The organism is Shewanella sp. P1-14-1 (genome assembly GCF_001401775.1).
Lineage (GTDB): Bacteria > Pseudomonadota > Gammaproteobacteria > Enterobacterales > Shewanellaceae > Shewanella > Shewanella japonica.
Genome location: NZ_LKTL01000016.1, coordinates 52482 through 77973, shown reverse-complemented (window position 1 = coordinate 77973; position 25492 = coordinate 52482). Strand labels below are relative to the sequence as shown.

General features: G+C 41.5%; 24 protein-coding genes. All 24 read left to right on the top strand.

Annotated elements, in window-relative coordinates; genetic code table 11:
• Nucleotides 1-35: 35 nt before the first annotated feature.
• The 24 genes from flgF (at nucleotide 36) to fliL (ending at nucleotide 25470) form a co-directional block, all read left to right on the top strand.
• Entirely contained in the window at nucleotides 36-779 is a 744-nt protein-coding gene (gene flgF, locus AN944_RS12925; protein WP_055025045.1) for a flagellar basal-body rod protein FlgF, read from the top strand.
• A gap of 11 nt (nucleotides 780-790) precedes the next feature.
• Nucleotides 791-1579 (top strand): flagellar basal-body rod protein FlgG, encoded by a 789-nt coding sequence (gene flgG / locus AN944_RS12920; protein WP_055025044.1) that lies wholly within the window; start codon nucleotides 791-793, stop codon nucleotides 1577-1579.
• A 23-nt stretch (nucleotides 1580-1602) separates the two neighbouring features.
• On the top strand, nucleotides 1603-2277 hold the full coding sequence (gene flgH, locus AN944_RS12915; RefSeq protein WP_055025043.1) for a flagellar basal body L-ring protein FlgH: 675 nt from the start codon (nucleotides 1603-1605) through the stop codon (nucleotides 2275-2277).
• Nucleotides 2278-2287: 10 nt separating this feature from the next.
• Nucleotides 2288-3400, top strand: a complete 1113-nt coding sequence (locus tag AN944_RS12910) for a flagellar basal body P-ring protein FlgI (RefSeq protein ID WP_082420009.1) — start codon at nucleotides 2288-2290, stop codon at nucleotides 3398-3400.
• A 17-nt stretch (nucleotides 3401-3417) separates the two neighbouring features.
• Nucleotides 3418-4497 carry a flagellar assembly peptidoglycan hydrolase FlgJ gene (gene flgJ, locus AN944_RS12905; protein ID WP_055025042.1) on the top strand — a complete coding sequence of 360 codons (1080 nt, stop codon included), beginning with the start codon at nucleotides 3418-3420 and terminating at the stop codon, nucleotides 4495-4497.
• The gene (flgK, locus tag AN944_RS12900) at nucleotides 4497-6431 is read left to right on the top strand and encodes a flagellar hook-associated protein FlgK (protein ID WP_055025041.1); all 1935 of its coding nucleotides are present in this window, start codon (nucleotides 4497-4499) and stop codon (nucleotides 6429-6431) included. The genes flgJ and flgK overlap by 1 nt, the downstream gene beginning before the upstream one ends.
• Before the next feature lie 11 nt (nucleotides 6432-6442).
• Nucleotides 6443-7645, top strand: a complete 1203-nt coding sequence (gene flgL / locus AN944_RS12895; protein WP_055025040.1) for a flagellar hook-associated protein FlgL — start codon at nucleotides 6443-6445, stop codon at nucleotides 7643-7645.
• A gap of 112 nt (nucleotides 7646-7757) precedes the next feature.
• A complete protein-coding gene (locus AN944_RS12890) occupies nucleotides 7758-8579 on the top strand; it encodes a flagellin (protein ID WP_055025039.1) in 822 nt (273 codons plus the stop codon).
• A gap of 264 nt (nucleotides 8580-8843) precedes the next feature.
• Complete coding sequence (locus tag AN944_RS12885; protein ID WP_055025038.1) at nucleotides 8844-9662, top strand: flagellin; 819 nt, start codon at nucleotides 8844-8846, stop codon at nucleotides 9660-9662.
• A gap of 108 nt (nucleotides 9663-9770) precedes the next feature.
• Nucleotides 9771-10160: a flagellar protein FlaG gene (locus AN944_RS12880; RefSeq protein ID WP_055025037.1), complete on the top strand. Its 390-nt coding sequence runs from the start codon at nucleotides 9771-9773 to the stop codon at nucleotides 10158-10160.
• 61 nt (nucleotides 10161-10221) lie between these two features.
• The gene (gene fliD, locus AN944_RS12875) at nucleotides 10222-11589 is read left to right on the top strand and encodes a flagellar filament capping protein FliD (protein WP_055025036.1); all 1368 of its coding nucleotides are present in this window, start codon (nucleotides 10222-10224) and stop codon (nucleotides 11587-11589) included.
• A 5-nt stretch (nucleotides 11590-11594) separates the two neighbouring features.
• On the top strand, nucleotides 11595-11915 hold the full coding sequence (locus AN944_RS12870) for a hypothetical protein (RefSeq protein ID WP_055025035.1): 321 nt from the start codon (nucleotides 11595-11597) through the stop codon (nucleotides 11913-11915).
• Nucleotides 11916-11929: 14 nt separating this feature from the next.
• Entirely contained in the window at nucleotides 11930-12334 is a 405-nt protein-coding gene (gene fliS, locus AN944_RS12865; RefSeq protein WP_055025034.1) for a flagellar export chaperone FliS, read from the top strand.
• 437 nt (nucleotides 12335-12771) lie between these two features.
• Nucleotides 12772-14202: a sigma-54 dependent transcriptional regulator gene (locus AN944_RS12860; RefSeq protein WP_055025033.1), complete on the top strand. Its 1431-nt coding sequence runs from the start codon at nucleotides 12772-12774 to the stop codon at nucleotides 14200-14202.
• Nucleotides 14203-14334: 132 nt separating this feature from the next.
• On the top strand, nucleotides 14335-15558 hold the full coding sequence (locus tag AN944_RS12855) for a PAS domain-containing sensor histidine kinase (RefSeq protein WP_235530899.1): 1224 nt from the start codon (nucleotides 14335-14337) through the stop codon (nucleotides 15556-15558).
• Nucleotides 15551-16897, top strand: a complete 1347-nt coding sequence (locus AN944_RS12850; RefSeq protein ID WP_055025032.1) for a sigma-54 dependent transcriptional regulator — start codon at nucleotides 15551-15553, stop codon at nucleotides 16895-16897. Before AN944_RS12855 ends, AN944_RS12850 begins: the two co-directional genes overlap by 8 nt.
• A 228-nt stretch (nucleotides 16898-17125) precedes the next feature.
• Entirely contained in the window at nucleotides 17126-17467 is a 342-nt protein-coding gene (gene fliE, locus AN944_RS12845; protein WP_055025031.1) for a flagellar hook-basal body complex protein FliE, read from the top strand.
• A 107-nt stretch (nucleotides 17468-17574) separates the two neighbouring features.
• Complete coding sequence (fliF, locus tag AN944_RS12840) at nucleotides 17575-19194, top strand: flagellar basal-body MS-ring/collar protein FliF (RefSeq protein ID WP_218919256.1); 1620 nt, start codon at nucleotides 17575-17577, stop codon at nucleotides 19192-19194.
• Nucleotides 19184-20230, top strand: coding sequence for a flagellar motor switch protein FliG (gene fliG / locus AN944_RS12835; RefSeq protein ID WP_055025029.1), 1047 nt, complete (start codon nucleotides 19184-19186; stop codon nucleotides 20228-20230). Before fliF ends, fliG begins: the two co-directional genes overlap by 11 nt.
• Nucleotides 20231-20301: 71 nt before the next feature.
• Nucleotides 20302-21375: a flagellar assembly protein FliH gene (fliH, locus tag AN944_RS12830; RefSeq protein ID WP_055025028.1), complete on the top strand. Its 1074-nt coding sequence runs from the start codon at nucleotides 20302-20304 to the stop codon at nucleotides 21373-21375.
• A complete protein-coding gene (fliI, locus tag AN944_RS12825; RefSeq protein WP_055025027.1) occupies nucleotides 21344-22681 on the top strand; it encodes a flagellar protein export ATPase FliI in 1338 nt (445 codons plus the stop codon). The genes fliH and fliI overlap by 32 nt, the downstream gene beginning before the upstream one ends.
• Entirely contained in the window at nucleotides 22681-23127 is a 447-nt protein-coding gene (fliJ, locus tag AN944_RS12820; protein WP_055025026.1) for a flagellar export protein FliJ, read from the top strand. The genes fliI and fliJ overlap by 1 nt, the downstream gene beginning before the upstream one ends.
• 220 nt (nucleotides 23128-23347) lie before the next feature.
• Nucleotides 23348-24850 (top strand): flagellar hook-length control protein FliK, encoded by a 1503-nt coding sequence (locus AN944_RS12815; RefSeq protein WP_055025025.1) that lies wholly within the window; start codon nucleotides 23348-23350, stop codon nucleotides 24848-24850.
• 95 nt (nucleotides 24851-24945) lie between these two features.
• On the top strand, nucleotides 24946-25470 hold the full coding sequence (gene fliL, locus AN944_RS12810) for a flagellar basal body-associated protein FliL (RefSeq protein ID WP_055025024.1): 525 nt from the start codon (nucleotides 24946-24948) through the stop codon (nucleotides 25468-25470).
• Nucleotides 25471-25492: the final 22 nt, after the last annotated feature.

Below are 25492 nucleotides of genomic sequence, written 5' to 3'. Positions count from 1 at the left end.
TCTTTAGTTATGTAAAAAGTTTGACGGAGCGGCAGATGGACAAATTACTGTATGTTGCCATGAGTGGGGCAAAGCAAAATATGAATGCTTTGGCTGTTCGTGCCAATAATTTAGCCAATGCGAATACCGATGGTTTTAAAGCTGATTTGGCTCAAGCTCGCTCTATGCAAGCATTTGGGGAAGGCTTACCGACACGTGTCTTTTCTATGACTGAAAGCCCTGGGCAAAATTTTAGTTCAGGCCCAATTAAAACTACGGGTCGTGATTTAGACATTGCGATTAAAGATAAAGGTTGGATTGCAGTGCAAGGTGCTGATGGCGGCGAAGCGTATACCCGCTCCGGTAGTCTAAGTTTTGACAGTACAGGCTTATTAACTAATGGTCGAGGCAACCCTGTTATGGGAGAGGCTGGATCGATAGTTTTGCCGCTACCAATCGACAAAGTTCAAATCTCGCCTGATGGCATTATTTCTGTAAGACCTCAGGGTGCAACTGCGGATGTGGTTGAAGAAGTGGCACGAATTAAATTAGTTAATCCATCAAATGAAGAAATGATGCGTGGCGAAGATGGGTTATTTAGGCTGACTTCGGGCTTAAATGCGCCGAACGATCCTAATGTGAATATCGAAACAGGGGCTGTTGAAGGCAGTAATGTTAACGCTGTTTCAGAAATGGTGGCGTTAATTGATATCCAGCGTCAATACGAAATGCAAGTGAAGATGATGAAAAATGCCGAAGAGCTAGACCGTGCTTCATCATCCTTAATGAGAGTTAGTTAGGAGTAATAATTATGCATCCCGCTTTATGGATCAGTAAAACAGGCTTAGATGCCCAACAAACCGATATTGCAGTTATTTCTAATAACGTGGCGAATGCGAGCACCGTAGGCTACAAAAAAAGCCGTGCAGTATTCGAAGACTTGCTATATCAAACAGTTAATCAAGCTGGTGGTATAAGTGCAGATAATACTAAGCTGCCGAATGGTTTGAACATTGGTGCCGGTACTAAGGTCGTGGCAACTCAGAAAATGTTCACCCAAGGTAACATGTTAACCACTGATAACTCTTTAGATTTAATGATTGAAGGCCCTGGATTTTTTGAAGTCGAGATGCCTGATGGCACCGCTGCTTATACCCGAAATGGTCAATTTAGCTTAGATGAAAATGGCCAGATTGTGACTCCAGGTTCTGGTTATGTCGTGCAACCGTCAATCACCATACCTGATGATGCAACTTCAATTACAGTTTCTGCCGAAGGTGAAGTATCAGTAAAATTATCTGGCGCGACAGAAAGCACAGTTGTTGGACAGTTAGCCATGAGCGATTTCATTAATCCATCAGGGTTAGATCCATTAGGGCAAAACTTGTATACCGAAACTGGCGCAAGTGGAACGCCTATTCAGGGAACAGCTTCTTTAGATGGCTTAGGCGCTATTCGCCAAGGGGCATTAGAAACATCAAACGTTAATGTGACTGAAGAGCTAGTAAACCTGATTCAAAGTCAGCGTATTTACGAAATGAACTCTAAAGTGATATCAGCTGTTGATCAGATGATGTCTTACGTGACTCAGAACCTATAACTGTTATTGAAAGGAACTGGATTATGAATAAATACCTAGCGTTAGCATCCGTTATTTTCATTGCCGGTTGTAGTTCAACGCAACAAAAACCTATACCTGATGATCCATTTTATGCGCCAGTGTATCCAGAAGCACCACCAACTAAAATGGTGTCGACGGGGTCGATTTACATGGACCATCAATCGTCGAGCTTATATTCAGATATACGAGCACATAAAGTCGGTGACATTATCACAGTGTTGTTAAATGAATCGACTCAAGCTAAAAAAAGCGCCAATAACGAAATCAAAAAAGACTCTAATTTGAGTGTTGACCCTATCTATGCTGGTGGCGGCAATGTGACCATTAAAGGTGTACCACTTGATTTACGTTATTCTGATGCGATGGACACCAAGCGTGAAGCTGATGCTGACCAATCAAACAGCCTTGATGGCAGTATCTCAGCTAACGTGATGCAAGTGCTCAGTAATGGCAACTTGGTTATCCGTGGTGAAAAATGGATTTCGATTAACAATGGCGATGAATTTATTCGTGTTACAGGCATGGTAAGAAGTCAAGATATCACTCCTGAGAATACAGTTCAGTCAACTCGAGTAGCCAATGCCCGCATTCAATATAGCGGAACGGGTACATTTGCAGATGTTCAAAAAGTAGGGTGGTTAAGCTCATTCTTTATGAGCGAATGGTGGCCTTTCTAAGGAGTATGCCATGAAAATTTCATCTTTATTTATCTCCATTGCCCTTACCGCCTCAGTTGCATTAACGGTATTTTCTGCGCCAGTTCAAGCGCAGCGAATTAAAGATATTGCCAACGTTCAAGGTGTACGTAGTAACCAACTGATTGGTTATGGCCTTGTGGTTGGTTTGCCCGGCACTGGTGAAAAAACCAAATACACTGAACAAACATTCAGAACCATGCTGAAAAACTTTGGCATTAATTTACCTGATAATGTGAACCCTAAAACCAAGAATGCGGCCGTGGTAGCGGTGCATGCAGAGATGCCAGCATTTATTAAGCCCGGTCAAAATATTGACATTACCGTATCGAGTTTAGGTGAAGCAAAAAGCTTACGTGGTGGTACTTTACTGCAAACCTTTTTAAAAGGGGTTGATGGCAATGTTTACGCTATTGCGCAAGGTAGTCTAGTGGTCAGTGGTTTCAGTGCAGAAGGTTTAGATGGTTCGCAAGTGATTCAAAATACGCCAACAGTTGGGCGTATTCCTGGTGGCGCGATTGTTGAACGCAGTGTGATGAGTCCATTTGCGACTGGGGATCACCTAACTTTTAACCTACGTCGTTCAGATTTTTCTACCGCTAAAAGTATGGCAGATGCAATTAACGACTTTTTAGGTCCAGGTATGGCAAGAGCGTTAGATGCAACCTCTATTCAAGTCAGTGCGCCTCGTGATGCATCACAGCGAGTTTCTTTTTTAGCGACATTAGAAAATGTTGAAGTCGAGATAGCTGATGAATCTGCGAAAGTGATTGTTAACTCTCGCACTGGCACCATTGTCGTTGGCCAAAATGTGCGTTTAATGCCTGCAGCTGTGACGCATGGCGGATTAACGGTCACCATTGCAGAAGCAACGCAAGTTTCGCAGCCAAATGCATTTGCAAATGGTCAAACGGTTGTCACTACTGATAGCACCATTGATGTTGCTGAAGAAGACAGTCGAATGTTTTTGTTTGACCCAGGTACGACATTAGATGAGCTAGTACGAGCAGTAAACCTGGTTGGCGCAGCGCCTTCTGATGTGCTTGCAATATTAGAAGCGTTAAAGATGGCAGGCGCTTTGCATGGTGAACTTATCATCATCTAAATATTGTCGGTACGACTATGGAAAAGCTGTCAAATTCATCGCACTTTCTGGATCTAGGAGGACTAGATTCATTACGTTCTCAGGCTCAGAAAGACGAGAAAGCGGCACTTAAAGAAGTCGCTAAACAGTTTGAAGGTATCTTTATTCAAATGCTGATGAAAAGCATGCGTGATGCTAACGCAGCTTTTAAATCAGACAGTCCAATGAACAGTCAAACCACTGAGTTTTTTGAGAACATGCGTGATCAACAGATGTCAGTGGACTTGTCTGATAAAGGTATGCTGGGCATTGCTGATTTAATGGTTCAGCAATTATCACCTCAAGATACACCATTTAAGCCTGCCTCTGTCCTTCGTGGCGATATTGATGCAAACATTCAACATGGTTTATTTGATAACAAATCAGCAGACATTGCGGTCAGTCCAATAACGTCATTTGCACAAAAAACACCCAATGAACCAGTAGTAAATGTTAATCAGCTTGCCAGTCATCACTCGGTGATTGATGAGCAAGCAATGGCGAAAATTCTGGCGGGCGAAAATGACATTTCAGTTGCCGCTAATGGCAATCAATTGCCGCAATCAGTCAATAAAGCGCCGTCCGAATTTAGCAACCCTGCGCATTTTGTTAATACGCTTTATCCTCATGCTGAAAAAGCAGCTAAAGCTCTGGGAACAACACCTGAAGTGTTGCTTGCTCAGTCAGCACTTGAAACAGGCTGGGGTCAGAAAATGATCAGACGTCAAGACGGCACGGCTAGTAATAACCTGTTTAACATTAAAGCCGACACTCGCTGGCAGGGTGATAAGACATCGGTGAACACCTTGGAGTATGAGCAAGGCAAAGCTGTTAAACAAAGAGCTAACTTTAGAATGTACGACAGTATTGAACAAAGCTTTAATGATTTTGTGTCCTTTATCGCCAATGGTGAACGTTACCAAGAGGCCAAAAAAGTGGCTGCAGAACCTGCAAAATTTATTAATGAGTTACAAAAAGCTGGCTACGCCACTGATCCTCAATACGCAAAGAAAGTGCTAAAAGTGATGGAAACAGTGACTAATGGACTTAAGTCTGCATTACCAGGAGAGACTAACTAATGGCTGTTGATTTATTAAATATCGCCCGCACCGGCGTACTGGCGGCTCAATCTCAAATGGGCGTTACCAGTAATAACATTGCTAACGCCAATACGATTGGCTATCACCGTCAAGTTGCCGAGCAGTCGTCGTTAGAATCCCAAAAGATTGGTAACAGCTTTTATGGTACGGGTACTTACGTTACTGATGTAAAGCGGATCTACAATGACTTTGCTGCCAGAGAGTTGCGTATAGGCCAAACCTCAATGAGCGCCGCAGAGACTCGTTACACCAAAATGAATGAGATGGATCAGCTCTATTCACAAATTGGTTCAATGGTGCCAGATCGATTAAATGACTTTTTCTCAAGCATTAATAGTGTGGCCGATTTACCAACCGATATCGGTATGCGTGACAGTATGCTTGGCGCAGCGCAACAAGCTGCAAGTAGCCTAAATCAAATGCAGTCTCATCTCGACTCACAGATGAAACAGACTAATAGTCAAATCGGCGCGATGGCTGATCGCATCAATGAAATCAGCAATGAGCTGGCTAGCATTAATCTAGAGCTAATGAAAAGCGAAAGTCCAGACAGCCAGTTACTAGATAAACAAGATGCACTTATTTTGGAGTTAAGTGAGTATTCCGAAGTCAACGTTATTCCGCTTGAGAATGGTGCTAAAAGTGTCATGTTAGGCGGCTCTGTGATGCTGGTGTCTGGTGAAGTTTCAATGCAAATCGGTACCACGACTGGAGACCCTTATCCCAATGAATCTCGTTTGACCACGACCACTGGTAATCAAAGTTTAGTTATTGATGGATCAAAACTAGGCGGTCAACTTGGGGAGCTATTTAAATTTCGCGATGAAACCTTAGTGCCTGTTGGCCAAGAATTAGGTCAATTAGCGTTAGGTATTGCTGATGCATTCAATGAAATGCAGTCAAATGGCTATGATTTAAATGGTGAAATTGGTCAAAACATATTTACTGATATAAATGATCCACTGATGTCTGCTGGGCGTGTCGGTGAATTTGACGGTAATACTGGTACAGCCAAAATCCGAGTCAACATAGATGATGTCGGTGAATTGACAGGAAGTTCATATGAACTGTCGTTTACTGCACCTTCAACCTATGAGTTAAAAGATACTAAAACAGGTGAAGTACAAGCTTTGACCTATGATGCTGTCAATAACCAGTTAACGGGCGGAGATGGATTCAGTATCCAAATTGACTCGGTGCCAGCAGGTTTTGCAGATGGTGATAAGTTTGAAATTAGACCCAATGCAGGCGCCGCAGCAGGTATTGGTGTCGAAATGACCGATCCCAAAGGTATTGCAGCAGCTGCCCCTAAAATTACTGGTGAACCCACTAACTCGGGTGACACCAGTGTTAAGTTAACTAGCATAGATAGAACAAATGCTAATTTCCCTGTGACTGATAGTGAAATCACTATTCAAATCGATACCGTTACAAATACTTATCAAGCTTTTGACGCCAGTGGCGCAGCAATTGGTGGCCCAACGGCATTTACTCCTCCACAAATTAGTACACCTTATGGCTTTGATTTTGAAATTAGCGACACGTCAACAGCTGGCGTAACCGACAGTTATACCTTCGATTTATCATTTGCCGAAGGAGATAACAGCAATGCGATAGAAATGGCGAAACTGTCAGATGAAAAATTAATGAATGGCGGCACAACGACCTTAGCTGGCGTGTTTGAAGGTAGTAAGCTTGATATTGCTAGCAAAACCAAAGCCGCTGCCGTGTCTTTTGAATCAAATGAAGCTGTTTATCTACAAGCATATAACCGTGTACAAAGTGAGTCGGGAGTGAACTTAGACGAAGAAGCTGCCAACTTAATGCGTTATCAACAATCTTACCAAGCTTCAGCCAGGATCATGACAACAGCTCAGCAAATGTTTGATTCATTGCTTAGTTCTGTTCGTTAGGAGAATTAGTCATGCGTATTTCAACTGCTCAAATGTTTCATCAAAATACTTTAAGTCTGTCTAAAGGTCAGTCTTCAACCAATAAAATTTTGGAACAACTGGCAAGTGGCAAAAGGCTTAATACCGCGGGAGACGATCCGGTTGCAGCTATTGGTGTTGATAACTTAAAACAGAAAAACGCCTTGGTGGATCAATTCGTCAAGAATATTGACTATGCACAAAAGCACCTTGGATTAAGCGAAAGCAAGTTAGGCAGCACAGAAACAATTATGAGTAGTATGCGTGAGCAACTACAGCGCGCTGCAAACGGCAGCCTATCTCAATCGGAACGGCAAATGATTGCCGATGAAATGAAAGATAGTCTCGAAGAGTTAATGTCGATTGCCAACACAAAAGACGAATCGGGTAATTATATCTTTGCTGGCAACAATACTAATAATCCACCTTTTGCGTTTGATAATAATGGTCAAATAATTTACAGCGGTGACAGTGGCGAGCGGCAAAGTATCGTTGCCTCGGGTGTTACCATCGGAACAAATGTGCCAGGTGACACTGTGTTTATGAACGCACCTAATCCGCTTGGTGATTATGGTGTCAATTATTTGCCATCTCAACAGGGTGATTTTGTTGTTGATAAGGCGGCCATTTTTGATTCTGCTGCACACGTAGAAGATACCTATACCTTTAAGTTTGTTGATAACGCAGGTGTCCTTGATTTACAAATTGAAGATTCGGGCGGCACAGTCGTATCAACGGTTGCAAACTTTGATCCTAGCAATCCGGTAAGTTTTAACGGTATAGAAGTTCAACTGTCAGGTCAGCCTGTCGCAGGTGACTCTTTTACCATGGAACCTCAAGAAACCGTCAGTATTCTAGATACCTTTAATGAAGCTATTGCGATGCTTGAAGATCCTACTATTCCAAATACTTCTCAAGGAAACTCAAAGTTGGCACAGCTATTGAATAATATCGATAGTGGTCAAAATCAAGTCAGTACAGCAAGAAGTATTGCTGGCAATAGCTTGAAAAGTTTAGAGAGTATCTCTACGAATCACGCTGAAGAAAAAATCGTTAATGATAGCGCATTATCCATGCTTGAAGATTTGGACTATGCCGCAGCAATAACTGAATTTGAAAAACAGCAACTGGCATTAAATGCCGTGTCGAGTGTGTTCGGCAAAGTCGGTTCTATTTCGTTGTTTGATTATATCTAGTAAGGCGTTCAGATCTTGCAAGATATATAAAGCAAGAAAGACCAACGTTAAATTGTAAAATTTAGCCAAGCTCCAAAGTCTTGGCAACAAAACTAAGAATGAGGATTTATTTATGGCTATTACAGTAAATACCAATGTTACATCTATGAAAGCACAGAAGAACTTAAATGCGTCGACGCAAAATTTAAGTACTTCGATGGAACGTTTATCAAGTGGTTTACGTATTAACAGTGCAAAAGATGATGCGGCCGGTCTAGCTATTTCTAACCGCTTGAACTCGCAGGTTCGTGGGTTAGAGGTTGGTATGCGTAATGCGAACGATGCAATTTCGATAGCGCAAATCTCAGAAGGTGCGATGCAAGAACAGACAAACATGTTGCAGCGTATGCGTGATTTGACTATTCAATCTGAAAACGGTGCAAACAGCCCTGACGATTTAGCAGCATTGAAAGCTGAGATGGATCAATTAGCGGAAGAAATCACCGCGATTGGTAATAGTACGGCTTTCGGTGACACGAAATTATTAACAGGTGACTTTTCTGCTGGTAAAACGTTCCAAGTTGGTCACCAAGATGGTGAAGATATCAGCATTACAGTTAAAACAAGTAATGCGGCAAGTCTATCTGTTGCAGCGTTAACAAATGCGACTTCAGCAGGACGTGCATCAGCGCTAACCAAAATTGATGCCGCAATTAAAAATATTGATACTCAACGTGCAGATTTAGGTGCAAAACAAAACCGTCTAGCACATAACATTGCAAACAGTGCAAATACGCAAGCTAACGTTGCAGATGCTAAGTCGCGTATTGTTGATGTTGATTTCGCGAAAGAAACCGCTGAAATGACTAAAAACCAAGTGTTGCAACAAACGGGTAGCTCAATGTTGGCTCAAGCTAACCAATTGCCACAAGTGGCGCTATCATTATTAGGTTAATGACACCGAGTTAACACCCTAAAGCTTTTTATAAAATCTTTCGGGCTAAAAATTAAGCCATACTTGTTTAAATAATAACAAGTATGGCTTTTTTGTTTATTTAAGTTATTGATTTTATGTGACTAAGGCTTGATGTGCGAAAAATGTTCAAAAAAATTCTAAAGTAACCTAAATTGCTGCCGTTAAAGTATTTGTAACCCAATAGACCCGCCTGGCAATAGAGACAGGCAAGTTTTAAAGCCAGGTATAAAGAGGAAACAAATTATGGCTATTACAGTAAATACAAACGTAACATCAATGAAAGCGCAAAAGAACTTAAATGCTTCTACAGGTAACTTAGCAACCTCAATGGAGCGTTTATCAAGTGGTTTACGTATTAACAGCGCAAAAGATGATGCGGCTGGTTTAGCTATTTCGAACCGTTTGAACTCTCAAGTTCGTGGTTTAGAAGTGGGTATGCGTAACGCTAACGACGCAATCTCAATCGCTCAAATCTCTGAAGGCGCAATGCAAGAGCAAACAAACATGCTTCAGCGTATGCGTGACTTAACGGTACAATCTGAGAACGGTGCAAACAGTGCTGAAGATTTAGCGGCTCTTAAAGCTGAAATGGACGAACTTGCGCTAGAAATTACTGAAATTGGTAATAACACCGCATTTGGTGAAACTAAATTATTAGATGGTAGTTTTTCAGGTGGTAAAAACTTCCAAGTAGGTCACCAAGATGGCGAAGATATCACTATTACAGTTAAAACAAGTGACTCTGCAAGCTTATCAGTTGCCTCACTAACTAACGCAACTTCTGCGGGTCGAGCTTCAGCTCTTACCAAAATTGATGCAGCTATTAAAACAATTGATAGTCAACGTGCAGATTTAGGTGCGAAACAAAACCGTCTTGCACATAACATCGCTAACAGTGCAAATACACAAGCAAACGTTGCAGATGCTAAATCACGTATTGTAGATGTTGATTTCGCGAAAGAAACCGCTGAAATGACTAAAAACCAAGTGTTACAACAAACAGGTTCTGCAATGCTTGCACAAGCTAACCAGTTACCTCAAGTGGCATTATCTCTTCTATAATTTGATTAGTTAATTAAATTTTGATGATTAGAGAAGGGAGATCTTGTTAGGTCTCCCTTTTGTCGTTTTGATATTGATTATCGTACTAAACTAATTAAGAGGCGTAAGATGGCTATGGATATCAATTTTACTGGTACCTCAAATACCCTTACTGATAATATGGGGACTCGTCAACTGACTGAGAGTAAAGCTCAGGTCGCAGAAGAAAAAACCAAAGTTGCTGAGTTAGTAAAGTCAGATCAACAAGCTAAAGACTATGTTGATAAAGAGTCAAATAATCAAGAGTTAGCCGAAGTTACTGATGACCTAAATGATATGGCGTCAATAATGCGTAAAGGGCTTGCCTTTAAAGTGGATGATGACTCTGGGAAAAATGTGATCAGTGTCATGGATATTGACTCTGGTGATGTCATTAGGCAAATACCTAATGAAGAAGCGTTAGAACTGTCGAAAAAATTAGCTGAAGTGGCAGGGATTTTGCTTAGTACAGAGGCATAATTAAGGCGTTTTTTTGCTTTAATATTAATGTAAGAATTATTGAATAATAGGTGAGGAATTTATGGCATTAACAGCAACTGGTATTGGCTCAGGTCTAGATATCAACACCATTGTCGGTGTACTCGTCGATGCTGAAAAACTCCCTAAAGAAGCATTATTCGATAAAAGTGAAGCGACAATAGATGCAAAAGTGTCAGCCATTGGTTCGTTGAAAAGTAAATTATCGACATTCCAAGATGCACTAGAGAAGTTGAGTGACCCAGATGCACTTAATATTCGTAAAGTGTCGACTGGCGAAAGCATTTATTTTGGCGCTACAGCCGATAAGAATGCACAATCAGGCAGTTATCAAATTCAAGTAGAACAGCTGGCGTCTTCTCATAAAGTGGCTGGAGCCAATGTGGCCGACCCGAGTTTAGGGGTGGGAACTGGTAGCCTGGATTTATCGGTTAATGGTGAAGCTTTCTCAGTAGATATTGAAGCCACCGACTCACTTGAAGATATCGCTAAAAAAATCAATGGCGCTACAGACAACTCTGGTGTAACTGCAACGATCATTAAAAGTGATGATGGTAGCCGTATCGTGTTTAGCTCTGATGAGCCAGGTACCGACAATGAAGTGACAATTACTGCGAATGATACTGCCGGCTCTGGGTTAAATGACATGTTTGGCGCTGGAAATTTGACGACACTTCAAAATGCGGAAAATGCCGTCATCTATATTGATGGTCAAAAGGTTACTTCTCAATCTAATGAAATTACCGATGCCATTGCTGGTGTCACGCTTTCGCTAACTGATGCTGATGTATCAAAAACCTCAACATTAAAAATTGAGCAAGATGACGAGCTAGTTAAAGAAAATGTGCAAGCATTTGTGGATGCATACAATACATTAGTGACTTCAATCAGTGATATGTCTAAATATGACACTGAAAAAGAAGAAGCCGCTGCGCTGCAAGGGGATTCAATGATTCGTTCGATAGAATCCCAAATGAGAAGCATGATCAGTAATCGAGTCGATGTTGACGGACAGAGCGTTGCATTATATGACATTGGTATTGAAACTGATCGATACGGAAAAATGTCAATTAATACCGAAAAACTAGATGAATCTATCAGTGAAAACATGGATTTAGTTGAAGGATTATTTGCGACTCCTGACACAGGTATTGCAAGCCAATTAGATACCATGGTCGAAGGTTATGTTAAAACGGGTGGGTTAATTGATAGCCGTAATAATAGTTTAACCAGTGAGAAAAGCCGTTTAGACGATCAGCGTGATGCGTTTAGTTTGAAAATGGAGTTACTTGAAGCACGTTTATTTAAACAGTTTAATGCCATGGATTTGGTCGTTGCATCATTGAATCAACAAAGCTCTGGATTAACAGAGCGATTAAATTCATTACCAGGCTCTGTGCCAAGTAGCTAATTTATATGAAACAACTATCTGAAAAAAACCTGCAAATAGAAGAATTGCTAAAAAATATTGATAATACTCCTTCAGAAAATGAATCTTCTGATGAGTTGGTATCTAACTTGCTAGTACTTATAGGTGAGCGTCAAATTTTACTCGATAACCTGAAATTTGAAGATGAAGAAACTGAAAGAAAAATGTTAGAACAACAGATTTCTATTGGCAAAGTGTTTGAGCAGAAGGTCATAGCATTGCAAAAACACATTCAATCTTTACTTCAGGCTAGAAAGAAAAATCAGCGCCAAATTAATGTTTATCAATCTATAGACTCAAATAAGTAGCAAAGGTGAACCCTATGAGAGGATCAATTAAATCTTACCAAAAGGTATCAATCGACAGTGAGATAGCTGTTGCTTCTCCACATCGAATTATTCAAATGATGTTCGATGGTGCTTTATTACGATTAGCGCAAAGCCGATACGCAATTGAAAATCATGATTTACAGGCTAAAGGTGTCGCGATTAACAAAGCAATAGGTATCATAAATGGCTTGAATAATAGTCTTAATATGGACGTCAAAGATTCTGTTGCAAGCAATTTAAGTGATCTTTATGATTTCATGTTACGCCGTATTTCAGAGGCAAACGTGAATAATGATGTGATAGCCATTGATGATGTCACAAACATCCTAAGAACGATTAAAGAAGGTTGGGATGCAATCCCTGCTGAGATGCATCAAATGACGTCAGAAGCGAGTTAATTTTGATATCATTGTAAAGGGCGCCATAGGCGCCTTTTTTGTATTTCGACAGGTAAAATGAGCGTCTCTATTCGTCCATAAATGGCATTTCCAGTCTGGCTTATCGTATTGGTTGTATATAAAAACAGCTGTTAGTGACTTAAATCAATAGCATGGTAGAATATTGGCTGATCAAGCTTGATTCTCTTGCTCTGATAATACAGTATTTATTTTTGCGTATTCGTTTAAACTTTATTGCAGTTTTGGCTATATTTAAGTAAAGATTAAAAAATATGTGTTCGCGATCTTCTATGTTAATGTTTATATTATAATTGTGTCATCTGACTCATAGAAATATAGCGTGATAAACTACATTCAAGTCAGGTGAGCGTTATTGATTTTTGATAACGAAGAATTTTGACTCTGAATTACTAATAACTAGAGCTTTGGCCTTCTTAATGATGCAAATAGAACAACGAATTTTAATTGTTGCTGAACCTTCTGAGCGCGTGTCTCGTCTTTGTTGTATTTTTGAATTTTTAGATGAAAAACATCACCTCATTTCAACTGATGATCTTGCGCCGTTAACTCGTGACTCTCGTTTTAGAGCTTTAGTTATCGACACTGAATCTGTTTCAGCTGAATTCATTAAAGATGTGCAATCCTCAATTCCTTGGCAACCCGTTCTATTAATCGGTTCGCAAGAGATTAATGGCGTGAATGTACTTGGTACAATCGAAGAACCAATAAACTATCCTCAGCTCACTGAGCTGCTTCATTTTTGCCAAATTTACGGTCAAGCTAAGCAACCTCAAATACCAACCAGCGCCAATCAAACCAAACTGTTTAGATCACTTGTTGGTCGTAGTGAAGGGATTGCCAATGTCCGTCACCTAATAAGCCAAGTCGCAACGTCTGATGCCACTGTGTTAGTGCTGGGCCAATCTGGTACAGGTAAGGAAGTGGTTGCTCGTAATATTCATTATATGTCAGAGCGACGTGATGGACCGTTTATTCCTGTCAATTGTGGTGCTATTCCACCTGAGTTATTAGAAAGTGAGTTATTTGGCCATGAGAAAGGCTCTTTTACTGGCGCGATTTCTACCCGTAAAGGTCGCTTTGAATTAGCTGAAAACGGTACATTATTTCTAGATGAAATTGGCGATATGCCGCTGCAGATGCAAGTAAAACTATTACGTGTACTGCAAGAAAAAGTCTTTGAACGTGTCGGTGGTTCTAAAACGATTACAACAGATGTGCGCGTGGTTGCTGCGACTCACCGTGATCTTGAAACCATGATTGATAAGAATGAGTTTCGTGAAGATTTATACTATCGACTAAACGTATTTCCAATTGAAATGCCATCGTTAAGTGAACGACGTGATGACGTACCACTGTTATTGCAAGAATTAGTTAGCCGTGTGTTTAATGAAGGTCGCGGTAAAATTCGTTTTACCCAACGTGCGATAGAGTCATTAAAAGAACATAACTGGTCTGGTAATGTACGTGAACTGTCTAACCTAGTTGAAAGGCTAACCATTTTATTCCCAGGCGGGCTTGTCGATGTCAATGACTTACCACGTAAGTATCGTTATATTGATGTGCCTGAATACAGCGTGGAAATCAGTGAGGAGCAACAAGAGCGTGACGCCTTAGCTTCAATTTTCAGTGATGATGAGCCAATCGAAATCCCTGAAACACGATTCCCAAGCGAATTACCTCCTGAAGGCGTGAATTTAAAAGATTTATTAGCCGAGCTTGAAATCGATATGATCCGTCAAGCACTTGAGCAGCAAGATAACGTCGTTGCAAGGGCTGCAGAAATGCTTGGTATTCGCCGAACGACACTCGTTGAGAAAATGCGTAAATACGGTATGAGTAAAGACTAGTATCATCGCGCAAAAAATGTTCTATTAAAGCATGCCTTCTGGCATGCTTTTTTATGCCTCTTGATAAGTTTGATTAAAGTGGCATACCAAATGCATTAGCCTGTTAAAAGTAAATATTTTGACGGAGTGGCTATGTTTTCAGCGCAACTAGTTTCAGAACAATCAGTAACGGCGCAAGCATCAGCAGAGCACTATGCCTTTAATATAGATGACGATTCAGTTCAGCAAAGCACTGCTAAAATTGACTTAACTGGCTCAGTCAGTTCATCGGCGCCTTTTAATCAGCAGTTTATTGAACAAAATGAGCGAGCGGTTCCGCAAAAGGCGGCTAATATGTCAAATCAAATGGCGCATATATTACAAGCTATGCCATCTGGCGTTGTGATTATTAATGGGGATGGTGTTGTCACTCTTGCTAACCCTGTGGCCACTGAATTATTAGGCAGACCTTTACAAGGTGCCAAGTGGTTTGAAATTATTAATCGTGCTTTCTCTCCCCAAGAAGATGATGGTCATGAGGTTTCTCTTAAAAATGGTCGTCGAGTTAAGTTAGCAATTACCCCTTTAACACCGGAGCCTGGTCAGTTAATTGTACTGACGGATTTAACTGAAACCCGCTTACTTCAAAAGAATTTATCGCATTTACAGCGATTATCAGCGCTTGGGAAAATGGTCGCGACATTGGCTCATCAAGTCAGAACTCCGCTTTCTGCTGCAATGTTATATGCGTCGAACTTAGCCAGCCCTAAGTTGGCTGAAACGGCTAAAAAACGCTTTCAGTCTAAGTTAGTTGATCGTCTTAATGAACTTGAGCGACAAGTTAATGACATGCTGCTAATGGCTAAGAATAAACAAGACGATGTCTCAGAGGCTTTATTGGCTGAAGCAATTATTGAACCTGTGTTAGCTAACTGTGAACCTATTGCTGAAAACAAGTCGTGTAAATTACAGTATTTTAATCATTCTAGTGATGAGATTTTAGCTAATGGCAATGCATTAAGTTCAGCGATTAACAATTTAGTGATGAACAGCTTAGAAGCCAATGCAACTGAAGTACGTATCATAACCAGTTCAACCGATCATCGTCTGAATATTGATGTGATTGATAATGGTAAAGGGCTAGCTGCTGATATGCAGCAACAAATACTTGAGCCCTTTTTTACCACAAAAAGCCAAGGTACAGGACTTGGGCTTGCTGTAGTGCAAACCGTTGTGAGAAACCATAACGGCACGGTGCAGGTGTCATCGCAACCCGATAAAGGTTGCCTTATCAGGCTTTCATTCCCAGTGCATAATGTTGATGAACAAGTCAACGCTAAGGCAAGTTTAACTCAAACGGAGACTTCTCATGGGTGAAGCAAAATTACTACTCGTTGAGGATGATGCATCGTTAAGAGAAGCATTACTGGATACATTGATGCTAGCTCATTACGATTGTGTTGATGTTGGTTCAGCCGAAGAAGCCATTATAGCGTTAAAATCTAATGATTTTGATCTGGTTATCAGTGATGTTCAGATGGATGGCATTGGTGGCATCGGCTTATTAAATTACCTCCAGCAAAATAATAATAAGATTCCAGTATTATTAATGACAGCTTACGCCACCATTGATAATGCGGTAAGTGCCATTAAGTTAGGCGCGGTGGATTATTTGGCGAAGCCATTTGCGCCAGAGGTGCTGCTCAATCAAGTGTCACGCTACTTGCCGTTAAAACAAAACCTCGATCAACCTGTTGTCGCTGATGACAAAAGTCTGGCATTACTGTCAATTGCACAACGAGTCGCAAGTTCCGATGCATCAGTGATGATTATGGGGCCGAGCGGTTCAGGTAAAGAAGTGCTTGCACGATACATTCATCAAAACAGTGCCAGAGCAGATGAACCCTTTATTGCCATTAACTGCGCCGCTATACCTGAGAATATGCTTGAAGCAACCCTATTTGGTTATGAAAAAGGCGCCTTTACTGGCGCTTATCAGGCGTGTCCTGGTAAATTTGAGCAGGCACAAGGCGGGACGATTTTATTAGATGAAATCTCTGAAATGGAGCTTGGTCTGCAAGCTAAACTTTTACGTGTGCTGCAAGAAAGGGAAGTAGAGCGCCTTGGCGGTCGTAAAACGATATCGCTAAACGTTCGAGTGTTAGCAACCTCCAACCGTGATTTGAAAGAAATGGCATCTTCAGGTGCCTTTAGAGAAGACTTATATTATCGCATTAATGTGTTTCCGCTTACTTGGCCAGCATTAAATCAGCGACCTGCTGATATTTTACCGCTTGCTCGTCACTTGATAGTGAAACATGCAAAGCTTGCGAATATTTCACCAGTACCCACAATCGATGATGTGGCTTGTAGAAGGCTGCTGACCTATCGCTGGCCTGGTAATGTGCGAGAGCTTGATAACGTCATTCAACGAGCGCTGATATTGCATACAGGTGAAGAGGTGACAAGCAATGATATTGTGCTTGATAGTGCCGAAGTGCCACTGCAGCCTACTGAGCAAAAAGCTAAACCGAGCACAGAAACAGATGGCTTAGGGGGTGAATTAAAAGCCCAAGAACATGTGATTATTTTGGAAACATTAAATCAGTGTAATGGCAGTCGCAAAGCGGTAGCTGAAAAGCTGGGAATTAGCGCAAGAACCTTAAGATATAAAATGGCGAAAATGCGCGATATGGGCATTCAAGTGCCGGCTTAATTTTCTCCTGTTAACACTTTTATTGTTAACTTCAGCCAGAAAACCTAGCACTTTCGCTAGGTTTTCTTATCTACAATGACGATTGCTGCGCACACATTGAGCAAACGCACTGCTTTTTACCCTCAATATCTATTGTTAATAGGCATTTTTATATTATTGGCATCCTAATTGCTAAATCTATTGTAACTGGTTTTTAGTCGTCAAATATCCGACGAATAGGAGTTTACAATGCAGGTTAGCGGAAATCCTTTTTTACAAGAAATGCAATCACTTCGTGGTGAAATTTCACCTAATCTTCGTTCTCCAATTCAACCGGATATGACTCAGAAGGTGGGTAATACATCAGGGGCTGATTTTGGAGAGTTACTTTCTCAAGCCGTTGGAAGTGTTACTGCTTTACAAAAAAATTCCGCCAACCTAGCGACACGTTTAGAAATGGGTGATTCGACAGTCACACTGTCAGATACCGTAATAGCTCGTGAAAAGTCAGGTGTGGCATTTGAAGCAACTGTGCAAGTAAGAAACAAGCTTGTTGAAGCTTATAAAGAAATTATGAGCATGCCTGTTTAGGCTCTTATCAGATTAGAAAGTAGGTAATTATTGTGAGCACAGATCTCGTATTAGATTCAGATACCGTTGATAGCACAGGGATTCAGCAAGAGAACAAATCTGGCTTAATGAGTTCATTTGGCAGTGCTGATTTCATGCGTCAAATCACCATGATATTAGCGTTGGCAGTCTGTTTGGTGCTGGCGGTTTTCATGATGATTTGGGCGCAAGAGCCTGAGTTTAGACCTCTAGGTCAGATGGAAACCAATGAAATGATCCAGGTTCTGGACGTTCTCGATAAAAATAAAATTGCCTATAAAATTTCTGGTGATGTAGTCAGTATTCCAGAAGATAAGTATCAAGATGTAAAATTACTATTAGGCCGTGCAGGTGTTGAAACCTCAAGCCAACCAACTGATTATTTGAGTAAAGATAGCGGCTTTGGTGTGAGTCAACGCATGGAGCAGGCGAGATTAAAACAAAGCCAAGAAGTCAATTTAGCTCGTGCAATTGAAGAGCTTAAAAGTGTTACTCGTGCCAAAGTGATTCTAGCGTTACCAAAAGAAAATGTATTTGCCAGAAACAAGTCTAAACCTAGCGCAACCGTAGTCGTTAACGTGCGCCGTGGCAGCTTAGGCCAAGAAGAAATTGATTCCATTGTTGATATTGTCGCTTCTGCTGTTCAGGGGTTAGAGCCTACTCGAGTCACAGTGACTGACTCTAATGGCCGTTTACTTAACTCTGGAAGCCAAGATGGCGCTTCAGCAAGAGCTCGCCGTGAACAAGAGTTAGTTCAACAAAAAGAATCTGAATATCGTAATAAGGTTGATTCTATTTTAATGCCGATTTTAGGCCCTGAAAACTTTACCTCGCAAGTGGATGTCAATATGGACTTCACTGCCGTTGAGCAAACAGCAAAACGTTTTTCTCCTGATTTACCAGCAGTACGCAGCGAAATGACCATTGAGCGTAATTCATCGGGTCAGGCAATGGGTGGTATTCCAGGTGCATTATCAAACCAACCACCTATGGAGTCTGATATTCCACAAGAAGTGGGTGAATCTGAAGCCACAGCGGCTACTGGAGACAGTTTCCGCGAAGCGACTCGTAACTTTGAGCTTGATACGACTATTAGCCATACTCGTCAGCAAGTTGGTGTGGTTAGAAGATTAAGTGTATCGGTCGCCATTGACTACAAGCCTGGACCTGTTGATGAAAATGGTGTGGTAACAAGAGTACCTAGAACCGAACAAGAGCTGACTAATATCCGACGTTTATTAGAAGGGGCGATGGGGTTTACCAGTCAACGTGGTGATACGTTAGAGGTGGTAACGGTTCCATTTATGGACCAACTAATTGAAGAATTGCCAGCGCTTGAAATGTGGGAACAACCATGGTTTTGGCGAGCGGTAAGGCTAATACTAGGCGCATTATTAGTGCTAGTTCTGATATTATTTGTTATTCGTCCAATGCTAAACAGGTTATTGAAATCTAACGAAGTTGAGATGCCTGAAGAAACACGTTTGGGCCATGAGCTTGCTGAAATTGAAGATCAGTACGCTGCAGACACATTAGGCATGTTAAATACTCAGCAAGCTGATTACAGTTATGCTGATGACGGTTCGATTCAAATACCGAACCTGCATAAAGATGATGATATGATCAAGTCGATTAGGGCATTAGTGGCTAATGAACCTGAACTTTCTACCCAAGTAATTAAGAGTTGGTTACAAGAAGATGGCAAATGATGACGTAGCAGTTGCAGAGGCAACTAAAGGGTTTAACCCTGATGACTTAACGGGTATCGAGAAAACGGCTATTTTGCTGTTAAGCCTAAGTGAAGCTGATGCAGCTTCGATTTTGAAGCACCTTGAACCTAAGCAAGTCCAGAAAGTCGGTATGGCAATGGCTGCTATGGAAGAGTTTGGCCAAGAAAAAGTCATTGGCGTTCATAAGTTATTTCTTGAAGAAATCCAAAAATTCTCATCTATTGGCTTTAATAGTGAAGAATTTGTCAGAAAAGCATTAACAGCGGCACTTGGTGAAGATAAAGCGGGTAATTTGATTGAACAAATTATCATGGGCAGTGGTGCCAAAGGTTTGGATTCATTGAAATGGATGGATGCACGTCAGGTTGCCACCATTATTCAGAATGAGCATCCGCAAATCCAAACTATTGTTTTATCTTATTTAGAGCCCGATCAAGCGGCTGAAATTTTTAGTCAGTTCCCAGAAAATACCCGCTTAGATTTAATGATGCGTATTGCTAACTTGGAAGAAGTGCAACCTGCTGCATTGCAAGAGTTAAATGACATCATGGAGAAACAGTTTGCAGGCCAAGGCGGCGCACAAGCGGCTAAAATGGGCGGCTTAAAAGCAGCTGCGAATATTATGAACTTCCTTGATACTGGCGTAGAAAGTCAGATTATGGAAACCATGCGTGAATCTGATGAGGAAATGGCGCAACAGATCCAAGACTTAATGTTTGTATTTGAAAACTTGATTGACGTTGATGACCGTGGCATTCAAGTCTTGCTCAGAGAAGTACAACAAGATGTACTTATGAAAGCCTTGAAAGGGGCCGATGACCAGTTATCTGATAAAATCGTGGGTAATATGTCTAAGCGTGCAGGTGAGTTACTACGTGACGATCTTGAGGCTATGGGACCGATTAGGATCAGTGAAGTGGAAGTGGCTCAAAAAGAAATTCTCGCAATTGCACGACGCTTGAGTGATAGTGGTGAAATTATGCTTGGCGGCGGTGGTGGAGAAGAGTTCTTATAATCACTTGTGCTAAACGAGTGAGTGACATCACCGACTTAACCAGTATTTTTGCAGTCAATTAGGCGATTAAGATGACGGACGCTAAAACCAACAAACCGCTTGAAAATGAAGAACATGATTTTAGTCACTGGCAATTACCTGATGTGACTGAATCTCAAGCTGATGCTCCGTCAAACTTATTTGGCCACTTAGGTGCCAATAATCCGCCACCGCAAGCGGATGACAAACCGTTATTACCGCCAACCATGGCTGAGATTGAGCAAATTCGAGCAGAGGCAGAGCAAGAAGGGTTTGAACAAGGCAAAGTAGATGGGTATAACCAAGGGCTTGAGCAGGGGAAATTAGCAGGGTTAGAACAAGGTCACTCAGAAGGATTTAGCCAAGGCGAGCAACAAGGCTATGAAGAGGGATTGAATAAAGCGCATGAGATGTTGGAGCGCTTAACAGGCATTGTGCAACAGTTTGAGCAACCGTTAATGATTCTCGACGCTGAAATTGAGTCAGAAATGCTCACCCTTGCTATTAATCTGGCAAAATCCATTGTGGGCCATGAGCTAAAAACTCATCCAGAACATATTTTATCTGTGTTACGCCAAGGTGTTGACTCACTGCCTATTAAAGAACAGCAAGTAAAACTTCGATTACATCCTGACGACGCTACCTTAGTCACCAAAATGTACAGTGATGCTCAGTTAGAAAAAAACCATTGGGAAATCGATGCCGATCCTTCTCTGAATTCCGGTGACTGTATTATTAATAGCTTACGTTCAAGCGTGGATTTGCGAGTTGAAGAGAGAATGAAGCAGGTGCTCTCTCAGCTTCAAGAGCAAGCACAAGGTATTCAGCATAATGTTCAAACGGTGAAATCGGATTCCAACGTTTATCAAACTGATATTGTCGATGAACTACCAGCAAGAGATTTGGATTCAACGACGACATCTTCACCAGTTAGACATGAGCCAGAAACAACGATTGCAGATGAGAATGAGCCTGACGCTGCATTGTCGCCAAAACAACTGTCCCCTGAAATAGCCAATCTAGCAGCATCAGACGCGCCTGTAGAGGAAGCGAGTCAAGCTCCTGACACTTCTGTAACTGCTGAGGATATCGACGATGCAAAGCCGTCAACATCAGCTACTGAATAAACTCAAAATACAAAGCCAAAAAGTCAGTCCTTTGCGCCCTGTTGCAAGTGGGCAATTGGTGCGTGTTGTAGGGTTAACGCTAGAGGCTACGGGCTGTCGTGCACCTGTCGGTAGTTTATGTTCAATTGAAACTATGGCTGGTGAGCTAATTGCTGAAGTGGTTGGATTTGATGATGAGCTCTTGTATTTGATGCCGGTAGAAGAATTAAGAGGTGTGTTACCAGGAGCGAGAGTTCAACCTTTGGGGGAGCAATCTGGGTTAAATGTCGGTTTAAGTTTATTAGGGCGCGTGCTTGATGGTAGTGGGGCACCGTTGGATGGTTTAGGCCCATTAAACACAGAACAGCAAGCGTCAAGACATGCACCACCGATTAACCCGCTTTCTCGACGGGCTATTTCAGAACCCTTGGATGTGGGAGTCAGAGCGATTAATGCCATGCTAACCGTAGGTAAAGGTCAGCGTATGGGATTATTTGCTGGTTCTGGTGTCGGTAAAAGTGTGCTACTTGGCATGATGACCCGGGGGACTACGGCAGATATTATTGTTGTTGGCTTAGTGGGAGAGCGTGGTCGAGAAGTAAAAGAATTTATTGAAGAAATTTTGGGCCCTGAAGGTCGAGCTCGTTCGGTCGTTATCGCCGCGCCAGCAGATACTTCACCGTTAATGCGACTTCGAGCGTGTGAAACGTCTACACGAATAGCTGAATACTTTAGAGATCTCGGCTATAACGTCTTGTTATTGATGGACAGTTTAACTCGTTATGCTCAAGCGCAACGTGAAGTTGCCCTTGCAGTTGGGGAGCCGCCAGCCACCAAAGGCTATCCGCCTTCAGTATTTGCCAAGCTGCCACGTTTAGTGGAACGAGCCGGTAATGGTGGACCAGGTCAAGGTTCTATTACTGCGTTTTATACGGTATTAACCGAAGGTGATGATCAACAAGATCCCATTGCAGATGCGTCTCGAGCGATTTTAGATGGCCATATTGTGTTATCAAGGACTCTTGCAGATTCAGGGCATTACCCTGCAATAGATATTGAACAATCTATTAGTCGTGTTGCGCCTATGGTTATTTCAGCAGAACACCTTGAGTCGATGCGACTGGTTAAACAAATGTATTCCTTGTATCAGCAAAACAGAGATCTTATTTCGATAGGTGCTTATTCCCAAGGGAGTGATCCTCGAATTGATAATGCGATTCGCCTACAACCGGCTATGAATGCCTTTTTAAGGCAAGGCTTTAAAGATGTAATTACTTTTGATGATAGTCAAACTATGGTTGGGCAGATTGCTGCTCAATGTAAATAATGCGCCGAACTGATCCCTTGTTAACCGTATTAAAGTTGAACAAAGAAGCTGAAGAGCAAGCTGCGCTTCAGCTAAAGTCTGCTCAGCTTGAACAACAAAAACATCAAAGCCAACTTGATGCGCTTAATAATTATCGGCTTGAATACATGAAACAAATGGGCGAAAACCAAGGAAAAACCCTCAGCGCAAGCCAGTATCATTCTTTTCATGAATTTATAAAGCAAGTCGATCAAGCCTTATTACAACAAGTTAATGCGGTAAAAGAGGCTGAGAAACAAACGGGTTATCGTCAGGTTCACTGGCAAGAAAAACAACAAAAGCGCAAAGCTGTTGAATTGTTACTTGAAAAAAACGCCCAAAAAGCCCAGCAGCTTGCCAATAAAAAGGAACAAAAAGCATCAGATGAATTTGCTATGCAGCAGTTTATCCGCAAGAAATCTCGCTAAGGTCTTTTTATTATTTTTATCAATTCATCATTAGTTTCATTTCACTGTTTACTGTCACTACTCTTACCAATTTGCAACTTTTTACAAAGATAAAAGTTTGGCATTTAATTTGCTAGTTACTTGTATTAACTTCGCAAAGTGTCAGCTTTGTGACAATGGATAAACCCCCAGAAATGACCTTGTTAATGGTTTCGATTAGGGGAGTGATTTGGAGTTGGTTATGCAGCAGATGAGTAATATTTTATTAGGCAATAGTGGTAAAGTTGCAAGTGTTACTGGTTCAGATAAATCGCAAGGTGCTGATAATCAATCTTTTCTATCTGTTTTTAACCAAGCGTCACAAATGGATGTTGAAAAGACCAAGTTGGCAAAAAGTAGCGAGACAAATGTAGAAGAGCAGTCTGATGTCGCAATTGAAGAGGCTGATGTAGAGTTAATTTTTGCGCAAATTGGCATGTCTGAAAATTTTGATAAAGTCGGGCCTTCAGATCCAAGTGGCAAAGAATTGCCGTTAGATGAAGAGCTTTTAGCGGACGAAGGCTCAGCAATAGATTCTGACATGCTGGATTCTGAATTATTGGCAAATACTCAGACAATCAACTCTGATGAACAACTTGAGACTGAGGTTGATGAAACCGTCAACGCTTTTCTATCATCGTTGACGGCTGAACAGCTCACTCAGTTAAGTGAGTTTTCATCAATGGATAGCGAGAAGTTAGCGAGCCTTACGCCAGCGCAGCTTAATCAATTGATTGCTGATTTCAATCGTCAGCATCAGCTAAGCGGTGAACAAGCGTTGCCTTTAATGGCTCTGACAGATAAGCAAGCTGTGCTTGCAAATGCTAATGAAGGTGCGGCTGACAGTGACTTAGTTAAAAACGTCGCTAATTTAGCGTCCAATACGCAAGCTAATACCAATCAAACAAATAATGCATCATTAGTGAACCCTCAGTCAGTGGTTAATACGACACTTGAAATGCAAGCCAGTAAAAATACTGCAGAGGCGAATCTCAATGCCGAAAAAGGCACGATAATAGGCGAAGCAAGCCAAGCAGAGACGAAGTCATCCTCTAAAGAGGTGCCTCAAATCAATTTGTCCAAAGCTGAGTTAACTGTGTCAATGGATAAACAAATAGCTAAAAATGCAGCGTTGGCCAGTTCAGCTGCTAGCGCAGCAACGTCTGAGTTAACACCAGAGTCAACTGAAGTAAAAGCATTACAAAATCAAAGCAGCTTTACGGCGCAACATAAAAGTGATGTCCCACAATTCCAGCTATCTTTACGCCAAGGGGCTGAAGCTGCGGTGAACATGCAAGATATGATTCAAAAATTTGCTCCAGTGATGAAGCAGCAATTAATCACTATGGTTGGACAAGGCGTTCAACATGCTGAAATTCGACTTGATCCTGCCGAGCTCGGCCATATGGTCGTGAGAGTTCAAGTTCACGGTGAGCAAACTCAAGTACAGTTCCAAGTCGCACAATCACAAACAAGAGATCTCGTCGAACAAGCGATTCCTAAGTTACGCGAAATGTTAGCTGAAGAAGGACTTCAACTTGCTGATAGTCATGTTTCTCAAGATGGTGATAACGAGTCGAAATCTGAATATGATGAACAAAACAGCAATGGTGATGCGATGTTGGATGAAATATCAGCACAAGAACTCGACATTGCAGCAAAACATTCACTGAGTAGCAATTCTGCTATAGATTATTACGCCTAAGTCGGTAATCTATAGCCAACAAGTTAAGACTGTTGGTGCGCTATAGCGAATGTTAATAATTTTACTGGCAGCGCAATAAATAAATGGAATGAATTATGGCTGAAGAAGAGTCTTTAGAGTTAACCACAGAGAACCAACCTAAAAGTAAAAAGAAGCTCATCATTTTTATTGTGATAGGTGTGGTGTTGCTTGCGGTTATCGCAGGTGCTGCAATGTTCTTTTTAGGTGGAGATGAAGAGTCTGCTTCAACGACACCGGGCACAGCAGCAACAAGTGAAGTGGTGGAAGATGATTCAACCAAAGGTAAAGCGAACTACGTCGGTATGCCTAGGCCGTTTTTGTTTAATTTACCAGGAGTCGATAGAGCAAGGTTAGTTGAAATTAAAGTTCAACTAATGGTACGAGGCGACGATGGTCAAACAGCTAAAATGCATATTCCTTTAATTGAAGATGCGTTACTGACAACATTTAGTGCTGCTGATGTTCAAAAGCTCAGTACTCAAGCTGGAAAAGACGAGTTAAGACAAATGGCCTTACTAAACGTGCAAAATACATTGCAACCTGTAGCGGGTCGAAAAATAGTCGAAAAAGTACTATTTACTGGCTTCGTAATGCAATAACGCCAGTGAAAAAGCCAAGGTG

Bases quoted from the DNA above. Each gene is read 5' to 3' on its own strand.
- AN944_RS12815 (WP_055025025.1), top strand. From the start codon at position 23,348: ATGCAGCAGATGAGTAATATTTTATTAGGCAATAGTGGTAAAGTTGCA.
- AN944_RS12885 (WP_055025038.1), top strand. From the start codon at position 8,844: ATGGCTATTACAGTAAATACAAACGTAACATCAATGAAAGCGCAAAAG.
- AN944_RS12880 (WP_055025037.1), top strand. From the start codon at position 9,771: ATGGCTATGGATATCAATTTTACTGGTACCTCAAATACCCTTACTGAT.
- AN944_RS12890 (WP_055025039.1), top strand. From the start codon at position 7,758: ATGGCTATTACAGTAAATACCAATGTTACATCTATGAAAGCACAGAAG.
- fliJ (WP_055025026.1), top strand. From the start codon at position 22,681: ATGCGCCGAACTGATCCCTTGTTAACCGTATTAAAGTTGAACAAAGAA.
- fliS (WP_055025034.1), top strand. From the start codon at position 11,930: ATGAGAGGATCAATTAAATCTTACCAAAAGGTATCAATCGACAGTGAG.
- flgJ (WP_055025042.1), top strand. From the start codon at position 3,418: ATGGAAAAGCTGTCAAATTCATCGCACTTTCTGGATCTAGGAGGACTA.
- AN944_RS12860 (WP_055025033.1), top strand. From the start codon at position 12,772: ATGATGCAAATAGAACAACGAATTTTAATTGTTGCTGAACCTTCTGAG.
- AN944_RS12910 (WP_082420009.1), top strand. From the start codon at position 2,288: ATGAAAATTTCATCTTTATTTATCTCCATTGCCCTTACCGCCTCAGTT.
- flgF (WP_055025045.1), top strand. From the start codon at position 36: ATGGACAAATTACTGTATGTTGCCATGAGTGGGGCAAAGCAAAATATG.
- AN944_RS12855 (WP_235530899.1), top strand. From the start codon at position 14,335: ATGTTTTCAGCGCAACTAGTTTCAGAACAATCAGTAACGGCGCAAGCA.
- fliE (WP_055025031.1), top strand. From the start codon at position 17,126: ATGCAGGTTAGCGGAAATCCTTTTTTACAAGAAATGCAATCACTTCGT.
- AN944_RS12870 (WP_055025035.1), top strand. From the start codon at position 11,595: ATGAAACAACTATCTGAAAAAAACCTGCAAATAGAAGAATTGCTAAAA.
- fliL (WP_055025024.1), top strand. From the start codon at position 24,946: ATGGCTGAAGAAGAGTCTTTAGAGTTAACCACAGAGAACCAACCTAAA.
- flgK (WP_055025041.1), top strand. From the start codon at position 4,497: ATGGCTGTTGATTTATTAAATATCGCCCGCACCGGCGTACTGGCGGCT.
- flgG (WP_055025044.1), top strand. From the start codon at position 791: ATGCATCCCGCTTTATGGATCAGTAAAACAGGCTTAGATGCCCAACAA.
- flgL (WP_055025040.1), top strand. From the start codon at position 6,443: ATGCGTATTTCAACTGCTCAAATGTTTCATCAAAATACTTTAAGTCTG.
- fliH (WP_055025028.1), top strand. From the start codon at position 20,302: ATGACGGACGCTAAAACCAACAAACCGCTTGAAAATGAAGAACATGAT.
- fliD (WP_055025036.1), top strand. From the start codon at position 10,222: ATGGCATTAACAGCAACTGGTATTGGCTCAGGTCTAGATATCAACACC.
- fliF (WP_218919256.1), top strand. From the start codon at position 17,575: ATGAGTTCATTTGGCAGTGCTGATTTCATGCGTCAAATCACCATGATA.
- flgH (WP_055025043.1), top strand. From the start codon at position 1,603: ATGAATAAATACCTAGCGTTAGCATCCGTTATTTTCATTGCCGGTTGT.
- AN944_RS12850 (WP_055025032.1), top strand. From the start codon at position 15,551: ATGGGTGAAGCAAAATTACTACTCGTTGAGGATGATGCATCGTTAAGA.
- fliG (WP_055025029.1), top strand. From the start codon at position 19,184: ATGGCAAATGATGACGTAGCAGTTGCAGAGGCAACTAAAGGGTTTAAC.
- fliI (WP_055025027.1), top strand. From the start codon at position 21,344: ATGCAAAGCCGTCAACATCAGCTACTGAATAAACTCAAAATACAAAGC.